We start from the raw sequence: 15,235 nt of genomic DNA, 5'->3' as shown, positions 1-15,235 counted from the left end.
CGCCAGCCCCGCGAACGGGGAGCCCACGAACGGGGGTCGTGAGTCATTGTGCGCGGCCGCCGACCGGAGGATGCTGAGATCATGACCGATCGTGAGGATTTCTTGATTTGGTTGCAGCGCGACTTCGTGCGGGCCGAGCGCGCGATGTTCGACGGCGACGCCGGTCCGCGCCGGGCGATCTGGGCTGAGCAGGAGCCGGTCACCGTGCTCGGCGCCTGGCGCAACGTCTCGAACCATGCCGAGCTCGTCGAGGCGTTCGACGAGCTCTCGACGAGCTTCTCGAACTGCGCCGACTACGAGTTCGACCTCATCTCGTTCGAGGTGCTCGGCAACATGGCCTACACCGTGGGCTACGAACGGGTCGCCGCCTCGATCGACGGCGAGCCGCGCAGCTTCACGCTGCGCGCCACCCAGGTCTATCGCCGCGACGGCGACGGCGACGGCTGGCGGGTCGTGCACCGCCACGCCGACCGGGTCGGGTAGCCGAGGGCCCAGCATGACCACCGCGGTGGAGGCCGACTACCTCGTCGTCGGCGCCGGCGCCATGGGAATGGCCTTCACCGACGCCCTCATCGACCATGCCGACGACGTGCGTGTCGCGCTCGTCGATCGTCGCCACAGCGTCGGCGGGCACTGGCTCGAGGCCTACCCCTTCGTGCGCCTGCACCAGGCCTCGGCCCTGTACGGCGTGCCCTCGACGCGGCTCGGCGGCGGTCGCGTGCAGCACCGCGGCCCCGAGGCCGGGCTGCAGGAGCGGGCGACGAAGTCGGAGATCTGCGCGTACTTCGAGCGGATCCTCGCCGACCGCATGCTCGAGTCGGGCCGGGTCGAGTTCTTCCCCGGCTGCGAGTACCTCGGCGACCATGCCTTCGTGTCGCGGGTCTCGGGCGAGCAATTCAGCGTGCCCGAGCGGTGCCGCGTCGTCGACGCGCACTACCTCGCCCCGCGGGTGCCCGCCGAGGTGCCGCCGCCGTTCGAGGTCGACGACGACGCCCGGGTGATTCCGGTGAACGAGCTCGCCCACGTCGAGGAGGCGCCGAGCCGGTACGTGATCGCCGGGTCGGGCAAGACGGCGACCGACGCGATCGTGTGGCTGCTCGGCCGCGGCGTCGACCCGGGCGACATCACCTGGGTGCGCCCTCGCGACCCGTGGATGGTGAACCGCGCCGTCCAGCAGCCGCTACCCGAGGTGTTCCTCGGCATGGTCGCCGACATCATGGAGTCGGCCGACGACGCGGAGTCGCTCGAGCAGCTCTTCCTCCGGCTGGAGGACGCCGGGGTCATGCTGCGCATCGACCGCTCGGTGATGCCCACCATGGCCAAGGCGCCCACGCTCGGTACCTGGGAGCTCGAACTGCTGCGCACGATCGACGACGTCGTGCGACTCGGCCACATCCGGCGGGCGGCGCACGGACGGCTCGACTTCGGCGGCGACTCGGTCGCGATCGCCGACGACTCCCTCATCGTGCACTGCGCCGGCTCGGGGCTCATGTACCGGCCGCTCGTGCCGATCTGGTCGCCCGGCGCGATCACGCTCCAACCGATCCGCGCGGGATTCCCGTCGTTCGGCGGCGCGATCGCCGGGTACGTCGAGGCCACCCGCGACGACGACGACGTCAAGAACCGGCTGGCACCGCCCTCGCCCTACCCCGACTCGATGGCGGCGTGGGCGCGCATGATCGCCGTCGGCGGTCGCAACTCGGCGGCGTTCGGGGCGGAGCGCGACATCGCCGAGTGGGCCTCGACGGTCGCGACGAACCCGGCCCGCATCCCGCCCGGGACGCCCCGCTCGGCGCAGCTCGACTCGGTGCTCGAGCGACTGAAGGCCCACACGAAGACCGGCACCGCCCGCCTCGAGCAACTCAGCGCCGCCGGTTGAGTCGCCCTCCGGCGGTCGAGGAGCGCCCGACGAAGGAGGACGCGTATCGAGACCCGGACCCTTGCCGCATCCCACCCGCCGTCCGATACTCAAGACATGCGTCGTCTCGGGGCCCTACCGCCCGAACGTCGCCGGGGGGCGGGGTTCGTGCTCGCCGTGGCCGCGGCGGTCACGGGCCTGTCGGGGTGCGCGCTGCTGCCGGCGGCGATCGACGCCGACGCCCACGCCTTCGCGCGCGGCGAGGTGGCAGAGCTCTCGCGCGGGCTGTACGGCGAGGGATCCGACACCACGATCGAGCACTACGCCCGCGAGGCCGACGAGGCGCTGGCCGAACACGCCTGGCCCGTGCTCATCGGGTACGAGGCGTATGCCGACGCCGACGCGAGCGCGGGCGGGCCCGTCGGCCGGCTGGAGTTCCGTGTCGTCGTGCCGAGCGAGGGCTACGGCGCCGACGATCACGTCGCCTGCTTCTGGTCGGAGTTCGACCTGTACGGCGTCGTGCCCGACCCGACCGCGAGCGACGCCGCCGTCGCCCACGACCTCGACTGCCCGCCCGACGCGCAGCCGATCGACCCGCCGGTCGACACCGACCCCGTCTTCGTCGTGCCCGAGGGCACCGAGGCGCTCGTCGTCGAGCTGCTCACCGCGGCGCCGGCGAACGCGACCGCCGACGACATCGTCGCCGAGGTGACCGAGCGGATGCCTCGGCCCACGGGCCCCTACGACGTGGCGTTCGAACCGGCCGTGGTCGTGGTCGACGGCGAGATCGGCTTCGCGATGGGCTCGGGCCATTCGTGCCTGCTCGTGAAGCGCACCGCGGCCGGCGTCGAGGTCGTGCACGCCCCGTCGATCCTGCTCGAGCCGGGCGAGCTCGGCTGCCGGCCGGAGACCGCCCTGTTGCCCGACGACCAGCTGCAGTCGCCGCACTGACGAGATCCCGCGTCATTCGCGGGCTCCATCACGCAAGATCGGAATCGTGCTCGACGGCGGCGGGCGCCTTGCCCCGAATTGGGGCCGCTGCCTGCCTCGTCGTTTCGCCACGGCAGCGCCACACTGTGCACATGGACTGGATCTCGACCGCGTACTCGCAGACCGAGCCCCGCGCGTCCCGCGCGACGGTGCCGTTGACGACCGGCATCCTCGCTGCGGTCGCCTACTTCCTGGCGAACCCGCTCCTCCATTTGGTGCCTCTGGACTGGTTGCCGCCCGGGCCCTCGTTGGGCATCTTCGTCTTCCTCTCGCTCCCGATGCTCCTCTGCATCGCATCCGTCGTGCTCGGCATTGTGGCGATCGTGACCGGCAGAGCTGCGCTCAGAGGCACGGCGGCCCGGGCGCGCGCCGGCGCGGGGATCGCCCTCGGCGTCGCCGCAGTCGTCCAGGCCCTCGTCCACCTCGTGCTCCTCGGAGTCAGTTTCGCGGCGCTGTGACACTCGGCCTCGGCACGAACGCCTGAGCCGAGACGGCGAACGCCCGGTCCTCGATCACGAGGGCCGGGCGTTCGGGTCTTGCGGGTTACGCCGCGAGCGGCACCACACCCGCCGCTGCCACGACGAACTCGCCGTCACGGGCGTCGACGCGCACCGCTCCCCCGTCGCCGAGGGCGCCGGAGACGAACAGGTCGCTGATTCGGTCGTCGACCTCGCGCTGGATGACCCGGCGCAGGGGCCGCGCACCGTACTCGGGCTCGTAGCCCCGTTCGGCGAGCAGCGCGACCGCGGCATCCGTGGCCTCGAAGCCGACCTCGCGCGACGCGAGGCGACGCGCGGTCGCACCCAGCATCAGCTTCACGATCTGCGCGAGCTGCGGCTGGTCGAGCTTCTGGAACAGCACGATCTCGTCGATGCGGTTCAGGAACTCGGGTCGCATGGCCTCGCGCACCTTGCCCATGACGCGCTGGCGCACATCATCGGCAGAGGCGAAGCCCGAGGCATCCGAGCCGGCGACGAAGCCGAGCGCACCCGACCGCGACGCGAGGAACTCGCTGCCGAGGTTCGAGGTCATCACGACGACCGTGCTGCGGAAGTCGACCGTGCGGCCCTGGCCGTCGGTGAGGCGTCCGTCGTCGAGCACCTGCAGCAGCAGGTTGAACACGTCGGGGTGCGCCTTCTCGATCTCGTCGAACAGCACGATCGAGTACGGGTTGCGCCGCACGCGTTCGGTGAGCTGGCCGGCCTCGTCATAGCCGACGTATCCGGGAGGGGCGCCGACGAGTCGCGACACGGTGTGCCGCTCGCCGAACTCGCTCATGTCGAAGCGGATCACGGCGGTCTCGTCGTCGAACAGGCGGTCGGCGAGGGCCTTCGCGAGCTCGGTCTTGCCGACACCCGTCGGCCCGAGGAACAGGAACGAGCCGACCGGCCGACGCGAGTCGCCCATGCCGGTGCGGTTGCGACGCACGGCCTTGGCGACCGCGGTGACCGCGTCGTCTTGCCCGATGACGCGCTGGTGCAGCTCGCCCTCGAGGTCGGCGAGGCGCTCGCGCTCGGTCTCGGTGAGGCGGTTCACCGGGATGCCGGTGGCCCGCGAGATCACCGCGGCGATCTCGGCCTCGTCGATGACGGTGGCATCGGATGCCGCGGCGCGACCCTGCTCGGTGACCTCGTCGAGCTTCGCCTGCACCTTCGAGATCTCGTCGCGCAGGCGCGAGGCCTCCTCGTAGTGCTCGGTGCGCACGGCGGCGTTCTTCTCCGCCTCGAGCTCGCCGAGTCGCGACTGCATCGCGGAGACATCCACCTTCACGCCGAGGCGCAGCCGCAGGCGCGCGCCGGCCTGGTCGATGAGGTCGATCGCCTTGTCGGGCAGCACGCGGTCGCTGAGGTAACGGTCGCTGAGCTCGACGGCGGCGCGGATCGCGGCATCCGTGTACTCGACGCCGTGGTGCTGCTCGTACGCGGGCTTCAGGCCCTGCAGGATGAGCACGGCGTCCTCGATCGACGGCTCGCCGACTCGAACGGGCTGGAAGCGGCGCTCGAGCGCCGGGTCCTTCTCGATCTTGCGGTACTCGTTCAGCGTGGTCGCACCCACGAGGTGCAGCTCGCCCCGCGCGAGGCGCGGCTTCAGGATGTTGCCGGCATCCATGCCGCCCTCGCCCGCACCACCGGCGCCGACGACCGTGTGCACCTCGTCGATGAAGACGATGAGCTCGCCCGTGTTGGCGGCGATCTCCTCCATCGTCTTCGTGAGGCGCTCCTCGAAGTCGCCGCGGTAGCGGGTGCCGGCGAGCATGCCGGGCAGGTCGAGCGCGATGACGCGCTTGCCGAGCAGGGCCTCGGGCACGTTCTCCTCGACGATCGCGCGGGCGAGGCCCTCGACGATCGCCGTCTTGCCGACGCCCGCCTCACCGACGAGCACGGGGTTGTTCTTCGTGCGGCGCGAGAGGATCTCGATGGTCTGCTCGATCTCGTCGGCACGGCCGATCACCGGGTCGAGCTCGCCGTTCGCGGCACGCTCGGTGAGGTCCATGCCGAACTTGTCCAGCATCGGGGTCTCGGATGCCTCGGTGCCGGTACCGTTCGCCTGCTGACCCTGTTCGCCGTGCTCGGCATCGATGCCGTCGGTGCTGACGGTCTCGCGCATGCCCTGCGTGAGCGCCTCGGCGGTGACGCCGGCGCGCGCGAGCACCTGGCCGGCAGGCGCATCCTGCCCCAGCACCAGCGCGAAGAACAGGTGCTCAGGGTCGATGTACGTCGCCCCGCTCGACCGCGCCACCTGGTAGCTGTGGAACAGCGCGCGGGAGGCCGACGGCGTGATCGTCGCCGCATTGATGTCAGCGATATCGGATGCCGCGGGCAGACGCGCCTCGGTCGCCGTGATGATGCGCTCGGGGCTCGCCCCGACACGGCGGATCGCCTGCTGCACGCTCTCGTCCTCGACGATCACGCGCAGGATGTGCAGGGCGTCGAGCTCGGTCTGCCCGCGCTCGAGAGCGAAGCGCCCGGCCTGCTGAAGGATCGATTGGGTGCGCGCGGTAAGGAACCGGCTGAGGTCGATCGACCGCGCCTGTCGCGCCTGCTCACCCGCGAGGTATCGGGCAAGGAACTCGTCGAACGAGCTTGCGCCGGCCTCGTTGAAGTCGTTGGGCACCTGGCCTCCTGGTTGAAGTTGAGTGTGGTTCGCTCAAGTTCAACGCGGAGTGTGTGTGAGTATTCCCAGAACTAGCAGCAACACCCATTGAGACCCCCGACGCGCATCGTAGACGCCCCGTACATGTGCTTCGCATCAATAGTCGGCGTGCTTGGTGTGTGAAGTGGGAGTCTCTACGGGCACGATCGGGCCGAAAAACGTAGCTCCTAGCTTGACCAGCCGCTGATCCAGCCTTCAGCTCGACGCGCGAACATCAAGCGCTGCGTGATACATCCTGTGAACGTGAGCGGCACTGAGTTTCTCCATCGAGGCCGCTGATCCCAGGAGGCGTGGACTTTCGGAATGAAACTGAGGTGCCTTCGTCTGGCCAACAGCGAAGCCAACCAAGCCAAGTTGATAAAGCAGGTCGGAGAGCGGCCCGTATGTCTCGGCCCAACTCGACTTCCCTGAAGACCAGACGGCCTCCGAGAGGTCGGTCATCCAAGCTATGCCCTCAAAGTTGGGCTCCGTTGTGATCAGAAAGGCCGAATCCAGTCGATCCGTGTACTCGCCCATTGTCATCCGAGCCTGACAGCCCCGAAATACATCGAACACTTTGGCGATCCCGGGGTACGTCGTTTTCCATTCATCTCTCAAGGCAAGGAGCCGGTTCGCTGAATAGGTCGCCTCCGCCGAGTGGATGTCCTCCCACGACAGACGGGTCTTTCCCACACCCGTTCCCAAACACTCATTCATGAAGGCGATCGCATCCCGTGGCCGAAGTAGGGTGCGATCGAAAATGTAATTGATGGCGCTTCCGCGGGTACGGTTCGGATTCGGTACGAGGTCCCGGACGCTATGTGCATCGAGGCCCAACGGTGGAGCAGCGGCCCGGACGCGCTCGTCCAGCAACTCTTCGAGGTCCGATTCTGTCCAGCGCATCCTGAGCACCAAGGAACGAAACTTCTCTTCCTGGCCACCGCCGCGACGCCCGAAATCGAGTTCCTGAAAGAGATTCGTTCGAAGCGCAACCAGCACTTTCAAATTGCTTACCCGCTTTAGGTCGAGAACGGTCCTGAACAAACATCGCACCAGGTCGTTTGCCAACCGCTCATCAACCCAGTCGCGATCAAGATCATCGATTACCACATAGGTGAAGTGCTGATCGTCTAGCACGTCCTCGTTGAGAACGGCGATCATCTTGTTCAGTTTCGAGATCTGTGTCGCATTGACCACTCGCTGATAACGATCAGCTTCTTCCTTACGAGTCTCGGAAGAAATCTCGGCGCTGGCGGCAGCACCCAAACCTGCAGGACCCGCCTTGAGCGATGCATCCGCACCTATCGTCTGGGTGAATTTGTCCGTGATGTCGCGTACGCGTTCCTCAGCCTCGCACCAGAACCTACCTTCGAACTCGTCAAGGTAGTCGAGAGCCGCTTGCTTGGCAGGGTCGCGGGTAATTTTCTCTCGAATCTGATCAAGAAACTTCTGTTTAGCGGCAGGTTCGTTCACGCGATATCTGTGACGGAGGACTTCAACTAACAACACATGCTTCCACAGCGCGGTCCAGAAGAGATCAAGGTTCACGTCAAGCGAGTCGAGATAACGAATGACGCCTAAGTCAGTTATGTAAGGGAGCGCAAGGTCCTCAGGGTTGATACGGATGCAATGACCTTGTGCCTCGTCCTCCAGTTTTTGGAAGGCTGCAGACTTTCCAGCTCCCGTCCGCCCCACGATAAAGCAACGCGGGTCGGACCTTGAACGAATCACGTCGTAGTCGCTTGAGTTGAAGAACGCCCCAGAGAGAAGTGGATCCGCTTCGGCTTGTTCGCCTCCCAGCGTAAAGCCGCTCTTCAGCCTCGGCTTCTTTGCCGACATTAGATCCGCCAATCCCGATGCAACCAATCTCCAGGTACGTTGCGCGCGCTACCGTGAAAGCTATCCCAGGTCACCCCCGGAGCACTGAAAGTGCCTTACCCGTAAACGGGGGACAACCGGGCTGAGTGACGCGCCGACAACCGAGGCGAGTGGCATCGGGTCACGGCGTCTGAGGACGAATACGGTTCAATACGACTGTGAGTGCTTCTCTTGGATTCGTATCCAGCTCGATCTGCCTCCGGCCACCGCGGGTGGCGATCTTGGTGCCGGATGACGACGCATGGCGAGATTGGGTCATGTATGCGTTGGCGACTGCCGGAGAATACTGGGGCGGCGGCGGGTTCATTCTGGTTCCATACAGCCGACGGACAGGCGATGCTTCGCTGGAATTCGCGGACATCGTGCGCTCATACGACCCGGATCACGTCGTCGTCCTGGAGCTACCGCTCAGTGATTGGGAGAAGCTGTACCCGGGGTCAATTCAGTTCGGAAACGTCGAGGACGAGGAAGAACGGCATCGCCTGATCGCGAATTCCAACCTCCGTCACCCAGATGAGACCGCTCGACGAGCGCAGGCGCAGGTGACAACATGGTGCTCGCCGATGCGCACGGGCCGGGTGAGTCAAGACCGGAAGGTGCCCATGGCGACCGTCAGTACGCTCGGGAAGCATCGGGGGCCATCTGACAATGGGCCGCTGGCGGCCGCTGCCGACCGAGGGACAACTGGGCTGGCAGCGGCGGAGGACTGGCGATCAGACGTTTCGCTGCTGGCAGCGATGCGCCTCGGGGTCTCGACCTCGGCGCCCGGTGCCCGCCCCGAGCCCGAATCGGGTTCGCTCGGCTGGCTCCTTCGGATGGAGCACAGCCCCCCGAGCGATCTTGTGTGGGGTGAGCGAGGCGAGTCAGACGAGCCACTTGAGTCCTGGTTCCGCAGCGCTCAGCGACTTGTGCACATCACCCGCGGGCACAACTTCGATGGGGTCGTGCTCGTCGTTGGCGATACTGTCCACGACTTCGCACTTGCGCTCGCGTACGACCGGATGATCGGAAACGGCGTCTGGCTCAGCACAACTCTCGTCGAAGACGATGTGCTCATGACACGCAGTATCCGCCCAGTCATGCAGCTGCAAATATCCGAGCTCGAGAACCACGGGGGCCACCTTGTGTTGACTTCGGCGTCCGCACCCGACGCGTATCTCCAGGAGCTCTCCGCCAAGCTGCAACTGGACGAATGGGGATTTCAGTTCGAGGCGGACGGGCAGCAGATTTCGATTGACACCCGCCAGGATACGGTCGAAATTCGGAAGGCAGATCTGAGCAGCGGCCTCATGCGGCTAATGGCCGACGAGCACATCGGGGCCACTGTGTTGCAGCCAGTCGCCAGCGACGACGAAGGCTCGCGCGAGTCCCTGGTCGGCTTCGAGTCTCCGCTACCAACGAAACTCCTCTTCGAAGAAGGGTCGGGCCGCGTGCCGTACTGGTATGTCGATGTGAACACTGCGGGTGACACTACGCCGCGAGGGCGCGACTTTCCGTCCCGAGCCCTCACCGTTCGTGACGGGTATTATCCGCACGTTCACCTGCGTTCCAGCATAGACGGCGTGACTTTCGACCCCCGATCGATGGGGTTCGTTCCCTCCGGAGCTTTGCTAACCTCTCGCATCGGAAGACCGCGCTTCCGCTCTCCCTCCATGGTCGCGTGGGTCCGGGCTATGGCCGAAAAGGATGGCCTGGATGTCCGTCTGTCCGATGCGGGTCGCCGTGTAGAGCTTGTGCGTTCCCGACTCGGCAGTAGGGAAGACCTTCTGGAGGTTATAACCTCCGAGAATCTGCCACTGCTCCGGGCGTTTTGTCGACGCACAGGGCGCCCATCGCGGAACGAGCGTGACCCAGAAGTCGTAGTAGTTGGACTCGATCCCTACCTGTCTTTCAGCGCAATCGAGAGCCTGTCGCCGAGATACACGCCGGATCAGCGCATGGACCTGATAGATCGTCTGATCTCTGCACGAATTCTGCGCAGGGGTCTTGTGCTCGGGTGTGAGGAGTGCGGCCGGCCCTCGTTCGTGGACGCGGACCGAGTCGGTCAGCAGTATGAATGCCCCCAATGCGGAGCAATGAATGCGCTGCTTTCTCCCCGATGGAAGAGGCTGTCCACCGAGCCGAAATGGTTCTACGATCTGTACTCAAACCTCCGCGAGATGCTTGGCGCTCACGGAGACGTGGTGCTTTTGGCTGCCGCACAACTTCGGTCAATGAGTCGGACATACGCGGACACGCCAGAACTGGAGTTTTTCGATCAGGAATCTGGCAAGGCCGTGGCGGAGGTCGACATTGTGGCCTGCGTCGACGGCGAAGTGGTCATTGTTGAGGCGAAATCCAATGGAACCTTCGGCGCGAAAGGGAGGGGGCCACAATCGGCGAAGTTGATGAGAGTGGCCGCCGCTCTCCGCGCGGATCGGATCGTGCTCGCGACGACTGCTGAGGCCTGGAACTCCACCGATGTCGACCACTTCAAGAGTCTCGGGGCGACCGCACTGCCGTTCCCGGTCGAGATCGATGTTCGATCTGGACTGGGGGCGCTCGGCCCACGCTAGTCGTGGGCTCAACGGCTCGAGAGGTTTGATTCATCACAGTGCCAACGGCAAGATCCGGTAGAGGTGGCCGTCGAAGTCGACTGCGCGTCAGTGGCTGAGGCTGCTGAGTCCGGCGGCCGATAGGCGACGCGGCGAGCGGAGTCCCCGACCTCGCCGTGCCCCGTTGACGCGCCCTCCCACCGGCGTAGACCTGAGTCAGCCCGAGAAGGAGGTGCCGACATGGCGAAGGATCTCTTGGTCACCCTCGAGGACCAGCCCGGCGAGGGGGCTCGACTCGGCGAGGCGCTTGGCAACGCGGGCGTCAACATCGAGGGCCTCTGCGCGCTCATGGAGGGCGGTCGGGGCGCCGTCCACATCCTCGTCGACGATGTCGCGGGCGCCAGGGCGGCGCTCGAGGGCGCCGGCATCGCGGTCGACGCCGAGACCGACGTCATCGTCAGTCCGGCGCTGCCCGAGCCCGACCTCGACACACCTGGCGTGTTCGGTGGGATGGCTCGCGCCCTCGCCGAGGCGGGCATCAACATCTCGCTCGTGTACGTGGCATCCCGAAACCGGGTCGTGCTCGCGACGAGCGACAACCAGAAGGCCACGCAACTGCTGCAGTCGATGATGTGACGAACTACCGGCGGGTCAGACGACCATTTCGCCGCCCTTCACGACGAGGTCGATCTGCTGGAAGACGCGGATGTCGTCGACGCTCTTCGCTCCCCTGATCGCGACGAAGTCCGCGAAGCGTCCTGGCTCGAGCGCGCCGACGTCGGCGGATCCGAGGGCTTCGGCGGAGTTGATGGTCGCGCTCGCGAGGACGTCGAACCCGTTCATGCCGACCGCTTCGAAGTCGAGCATCTGCAACGCGTTCGACCCGTGCGGGAAGATGATCGCGTCGGTGCCGTAGGCGATCTTGACGCCGCGGCGCACGGCCTCTCCGAGGGCGTCCATCGACAGATCGACCGCGGCACGCACCTTCCGGCGAGCCTCCTCGGGGAACCCCGACGAGCTGCCCTGCGCGTCGAGCCAGTGGATCAGGTAGGTCGTCGGGACGTAGTAGGTGTCGTGCGCGAGCAGTGCGTCGAAGATCTCATCGCCTTCGATGTACGACCCGTGGTCGAGGGTGCGCACCCCCGCGCGCACGGCCCTGAGCGCGCCTTCCGTTCCGTGGGCGTGCGCGGCGACGTACTTGCCGTAGTTCGCCGCTTCGGTCACTGCGGCGCGGATCTCGTCCTCCGAGTACTCGGCTGCGCCGGGCACGGTGCCGGCGGCGAATCCTGCGCCGGTGGCGATGATCTTGATCAGATCGGCGCCACCGTGGATGAACGTGCGGACTGCTCGGCGGACCTCATCGGCCGAGTCGGCCACGCCGACGCGGAACTCCGGTGGCAGCTCGATGTCGAGGGCGAGGTCGGTGATCTCACCTCCCCCCGTCGAGGTGGTCACGAATCCCCCGGTCGTGAACATTCGCGGGCCGATCACCGTGCCGTCGTTGATCGCGTCGCGGAGGTCGCAGTCGATGAAGGCGCGGAAGGTGCCGAGATCACGCACCGTCGTGAAGCCCGCGCGGAGGGTGGCGGCGGCGTTCTTCACTCCAGCCAGCGCGGCCCAGGCCGCCGACTTGGTGAGGAACGGCGTGTTGCTGCCGTGGTCGAGGTCACCGATGAGGTGCGTGTGCAGATCGATCAGGCCAGGGGCGACGAGGCAGTCGGAGAGGTCGGTGTAGCTCGCCTGCGTGGCGCGCCATGGTTCGACCGACACGATCCGTTGCTCGTCGACGACGATCGCCTGGTCGGCGAGCAACGTTCGGTTCCTGACGTCGGCCACCGTGCCGGCACGGTAGATGGTGGGCATCGTCGTCGTCACTCGGTGATGGCCTGGGTGGCCGCGGTGAGGGCACGACCGTCGACGACGATCCGGCGCAGCACGAACATCACCGCGGCTCCGATGAGACTGACCACCGCCAGACCGAGGAAGTAGCCTCCGGCGTTCCCGTCGGGCGAGTACCACTGCGCGGTGACGCCGGCGAGCGCTGCTCCGACCGCGTACGACATCGAATGGACGGACACGAGCTGGGTCCGGAATTGGTGCGGTGCGGTCGCAGTGGCGTACGCCAGGCCCGCCGGCGAGGCGACGAGGTCGGCGAGGAAGAACCCGCCGACGATGCCGAGCATCGCGATGAACAGGAGCTGGAGCTCCTCGATCGACGCGGTCGTGCCGAGCGCGAGGTAGCACGCCCCGAGGATGACGTAGGCGATGGCGTACTTGGCAGCGGTGCCCGGCTGGCGGCTTCCGAGTCTCGTCCACACCGCGTTGACGAGCGGCGTCAGGAGGATCGCGAACGCCGCCCCGCTCGCCGCGACCGCCGACGGCGGGATCTCCATGCCGAGGAAGTGCCGGTCGATGCGCGCGTCGGCATGCACCGCGACCGCGATGTACAGCTGCATCCACAACGCGACCAGCACCGTCGACGCGACGAGGATGGGGATGTAGCGCACCACCGTGCGGAACTCCTCGGGCGATGCGGCCGTCGCACGCCGCATCACGACGAAGTACGTGGTGGCGATGAGTGCACCCAACACGGCGACGACGGTCGAGGTGTCCTCCAGCCTGATCGCACCGGTCGCGAATGCGACGCACAGCACCACGGCGATACCGAGCGCCAGGGCCACCGCTCGAGCGACGACCGGAGCCGGCGCGGGCGCAGGCGGTCGGATGGCCTCCGCCGGAAGCGTTCTCCGGCCGGGCAGGTAGATGACCAGCCCGACGACCATGCCGGCCGCAGCTGCGGCGAACCCGGCGTGGAAGCCCCAGCTCTGCTGGATCCAGGCGACCGAGAGACCGCCGAGCAGGGCTCCCAGGTTGAGGCTCAGGTAGAAGAGCGTGAACCCGATGATCCGCTGGGATGAGCCCGCCTGGTACAACGTGCCCACCACACTCGCGGTCGTCGCCTTCGTGCATCCACTGCCGGCGGCGACGAGCAGCATGCCGATGAGCAGGCCCGACAGCCCCGGCAGGAACGCCAGCGTCACATGGCCGACGAGCACGATGAATGCGCCGACCACCAGGGTGCGCGCCGCTCCGAGCACGCGATCCGCGACCCAGCCGCCCACCACCGTGAACAGGTAGATCCCGCCGGTGTATCCGCCCACCAGCGCGGTCGCGAGCCCCTGGCTCAACCCCAGGCCGCCCTCGCCTGCGCTGAAGTAGACGTAGTACACCAGGATCGCCAGCATCCCGAAGTAGGAGAAGCGTTCGGCGAGTTCGAACGCGCTCACCACGTAGAGCGCGCGCGGCTGATGGAAGGACCCACGGCGAGAACGCTGCGCGGTGTCGGTGGTGCTCTGCTGCAGATTCACCGGTGGGTGCCTCCTCATCGAGTTCTGCGATGGACCCGGCCAGTTTCCCCGGCATCGGTCGACCGCTCTTTCATCAGCTGTCGCAATCGCCCTCCGGGATGTCTGCCGATTGTTCACTCCCGCGACGCTGCGTTCGTGCTGTCGCCGGGTGATCGTTCGCGCCGGGCGTCCACGAGCACGCCGCCGCCGACCTCGGCAGCCGGTGAGGTCGCGGCGAGGCATCCTCGAGGCGGTGCGACCGCTCAGCCCCGCAACCAGCGCTGCCGCAACCACGCCCCGATGACGAACCGCGCATCGTCGGCGTCGATGTCGATGCCGATCGACGCGGCGGCGCGCTTCAGCCGGTAGTGCACGGTCGCCCGGTGCACGCCGAGCTGCTCGGCCACCTCGGTGATGCGTTCGCCGTGGGCGACGTACAGCTCGAAGAGTTCGAGGGTCTCGGGCGGCGCCGCGGCGAGGCGGCGCAGCGGCTCGGGCAGCAGGTGCGGCGGCGGCTCCTCCGCGAGCAGCATCGCGACGGAGGCGGCGATCGGGTCGGCCGTCCACGAAGCCGACCGTGTGCCCCGCGATCGCGCAACACGCACCGCCACGAGCGCCTGCTCGTACGACTCCCAGGCGGCCGAGAGCTCGTCGACCGGCGCCCCGATGCCGATCACGGCGTCGAGCGGCTCCTGCACGTCCGCGGCATCCGCCTCGCGAACGATGGCCGCGACCATGCTGCCGATCGCCTCGGGCGTCGGCTCGTTGCGGAACCCGACGAGGATGAACGTGTCGGGGGTGCTCGGCACGAAGCCGTAGGCGTCGATCATGGGCGTCGTGATCGCGCGCAGCAGCACGCGCGAGATCACCTCGCGCGGCGGCGGTCCGCCCCACGGCGCCCACTCGGCGCCGAGCGAGAGGCAGAGCGCCACGAACCGGCGCGAGCGCGTGTACATGCCGAGGTCGACGAGCTCGCTCGCCGCGTTGCGGCGGCTCGGCTCGTCGGGGGTGAGGAGGCCCAGCATCTCCGACTCGACCTCGGCGTTCACGGCCTCGATCGACTGCGAGACGTTGACCAGCAGCGAACGCAGGGTCTCGACGGTCTCGGCGATGACGGATGCCTCGCTCGGCGTGAGCGGGCGCACGAGCGTGATCCAGAGGAACCCGAGCACGCCGTACCGTGACCGCAGCGTGATCGCGAGGCGCGCATGCTCGAGGCCGAACGCGGGGTCGGCCTCGAGCACACGAGGCACGAGCTGCGCGTGCAGGCGGCGGGCGCGCAGCTCGGCGGCGAGCGCGTCGCTCGGGCGCCGGGCGGTCAGGGTCTGCAGCCGGGCCGGGTCGAGGTCGTCGTAGTGCGCACTGCTCGCGAGCAGCACGAACTCGGCGTCGTCGAGCACCACCGAGCGGTGCAGCGCCACGGCGAGCCGGTCGACGGTCTCCTGCACGGTGTCGAACATCGGGCCTCCGCTACCTGGCCGGCGGGATGCCTCCGA

General features: G+C 67.3%; 11 protein-coding genes. 6 read left to right on the top strand and 5 right to left on the bottom strand.

Annotated features, from left to right (window positions below; genetic code table 11):
* Positions 1-81 precede the first annotated feature (81 nt).
* The 4 genes from ACFVTH_RS12100 to ACFVTH_RS12085 all read left to right on the top strand — a co-directional run bounded on the left by ACFVTH_RS12100 (position 82) and on the right by ACFVTH_RS12085 (position 3,306).
* Positions 82-483: a YybH family protein gene (locus tag ACFVTH_RS12100; RefSeq protein ID WP_387090986.1), complete on the top strand. Its 402-nt coding sequence runs from the start codon at positions 82-84 to the stop codon at positions 481-483.
* 13 nt (positions 484-496) lie between these two features.
* Positions 497-1,879 carry an NAD(P)-binding protein gene (locus ACFVTH_RS12095; protein WP_387090983.1) on the top strand — a complete coding sequence of 461 codons (1,383 nt, stop codon included), beginning with the start codon at positions 497-499 and terminating at the stop codon, positions 1,877-1,879.
* 96 nt (positions 1,880-1,975) lie between these two features.
* The gene (locus ACFVTH_RS12090) at positions 1,976-2,809 is read left to right on the top strand and encodes a hypothetical protein (protein ID WP_387090981.1); all 834 of its coding nucleotides are present in this window, start codon (positions 1,976-1,978) and stop codon (positions 2,807-2,809) included.
* 131 nt (positions 2,810-2,940) lie between these two features.
* The gene (locus ACFVTH_RS12085) at positions 2,941-3,306 is read left to right on the top strand and encodes a hypothetical protein (protein ID WP_387090978.1); all 366 of its coding nucleotides are present in this window, start codon (positions 2,941-2,943) and stop codon (positions 3,304-3,306) included.
* Between the two features lie 85 nt (positions 3,307-3,391).
* On the opposite strand, the gene ACFVTH_RS12080 is transcribed toward ACFVTH_RS12085, so the two are convergent.
* Together ACFVTH_RS12080 and ACFVTH_RS12075 are read right to left on the bottom strand one after the other, a co-directional pair.
* Positions 3,392-5,962 (bottom strand): ATP-dependent Clp protease ATP-binding subunit, encoded by a 2,571-nt coding sequence (locus ACFVTH_RS12080; RefSeq protein WP_387090975.1) that lies wholly within the window; start codon positions 5,960-5,962, stop codon positions 3,392-3,394.
* Between the two features lie 234 nt (positions 5,963-6,196).
* Positions 6,197-7,819: a P-loop ATPase, Sll1717 family gene (locus tag ACFVTH_RS12075; RefSeq protein ID WP_387090972.1), complete on the bottom strand. Its 1,623-nt coding sequence runs from the start codon at positions 7,817-7,819 to the stop codon at positions 6,197-6,199.
* A gap of 296 nt (positions 7,820-8,115) precedes the next feature.
* Here ACFVTH_RS12075 and ACFVTH_RS12070 point away from each other — a divergent pair, with 296 nt between their 5' ends.
* Both ACFVTH_RS12070 and ACFVTH_RS12065 read left to right on the top strand, forming a co-directional pair.
* Positions 8,116-10,413 (top strand): hypothetical protein, encoded by a 2,298-nt coding sequence (locus tag ACFVTH_RS12070; RefSeq protein WP_387090969.1) that lies wholly within the window; start codon positions 8,116-8,118, stop codon positions 10,411-10,413.
* 219 nt (positions 10,414-10,632) lie between these two features.
* Positions 10,633-11,028, top strand: coding sequence for a hypothetical protein (locus ACFVTH_RS12065; protein ID WP_387090966.1), 396 nt, complete (start codon positions 10,633-10,635; stop codon positions 11,026-11,028).
* A gap of 15 nt (positions 11,029-11,043) precedes the next feature.
* Here ACFVTH_RS12065 and ACFVTH_RS12060 read toward each other — a convergent pair whose 3' ends face one another.
* The 3 genes from ACFVTH_RS12060 to ACFVTH_RS12050 form a co-directional block, all read right to left on the bottom strand.
* Positions 11,044-12,255 (bottom strand): amidohydrolase family protein, encoded by a 1,212-nt coding sequence (locus tag ACFVTH_RS12060; protein WP_387090963.1) that lies wholly within the window; start codon positions 12,253-12,255, stop codon positions 11,044-11,046.
* 8 nt (positions 12,256-12,263) lie between these two features.
* On the bottom strand, positions 12,264-13,760 hold the full coding sequence (locus tag ACFVTH_RS12055; protein ID WP_387090960.1) for a peptide MFS transporter: 1,497 nt from the start codon (positions 13,758-13,760) through the stop codon (positions 12,264-12,266).
* Positions 13,761-14,002: 242 nt separating this feature from the next.
* Entirely contained in the window at positions 14,003-15,199 is a 1,197-nt protein-coding gene (locus tag ACFVTH_RS12050; protein ID WP_387090957.1) for a PucR family transcriptional regulator, read from the bottom strand.
* Positions 15,200-15,235 lie beyond the last annotated feature (36 nt).

The organism is Agromyces sp. NPDC058104 (genome assembly GCF_042884835.1).
In the GTDB taxonomy this organism is placed as follows: domain Bacteria; phylum Actinomycetota; class Actinomycetes; order Actinomycetales; family Microbacteriaceae; genus Agromyces.
This window is presented reverse-complemented; position numbering and strand designations above follow the sequence as displayed.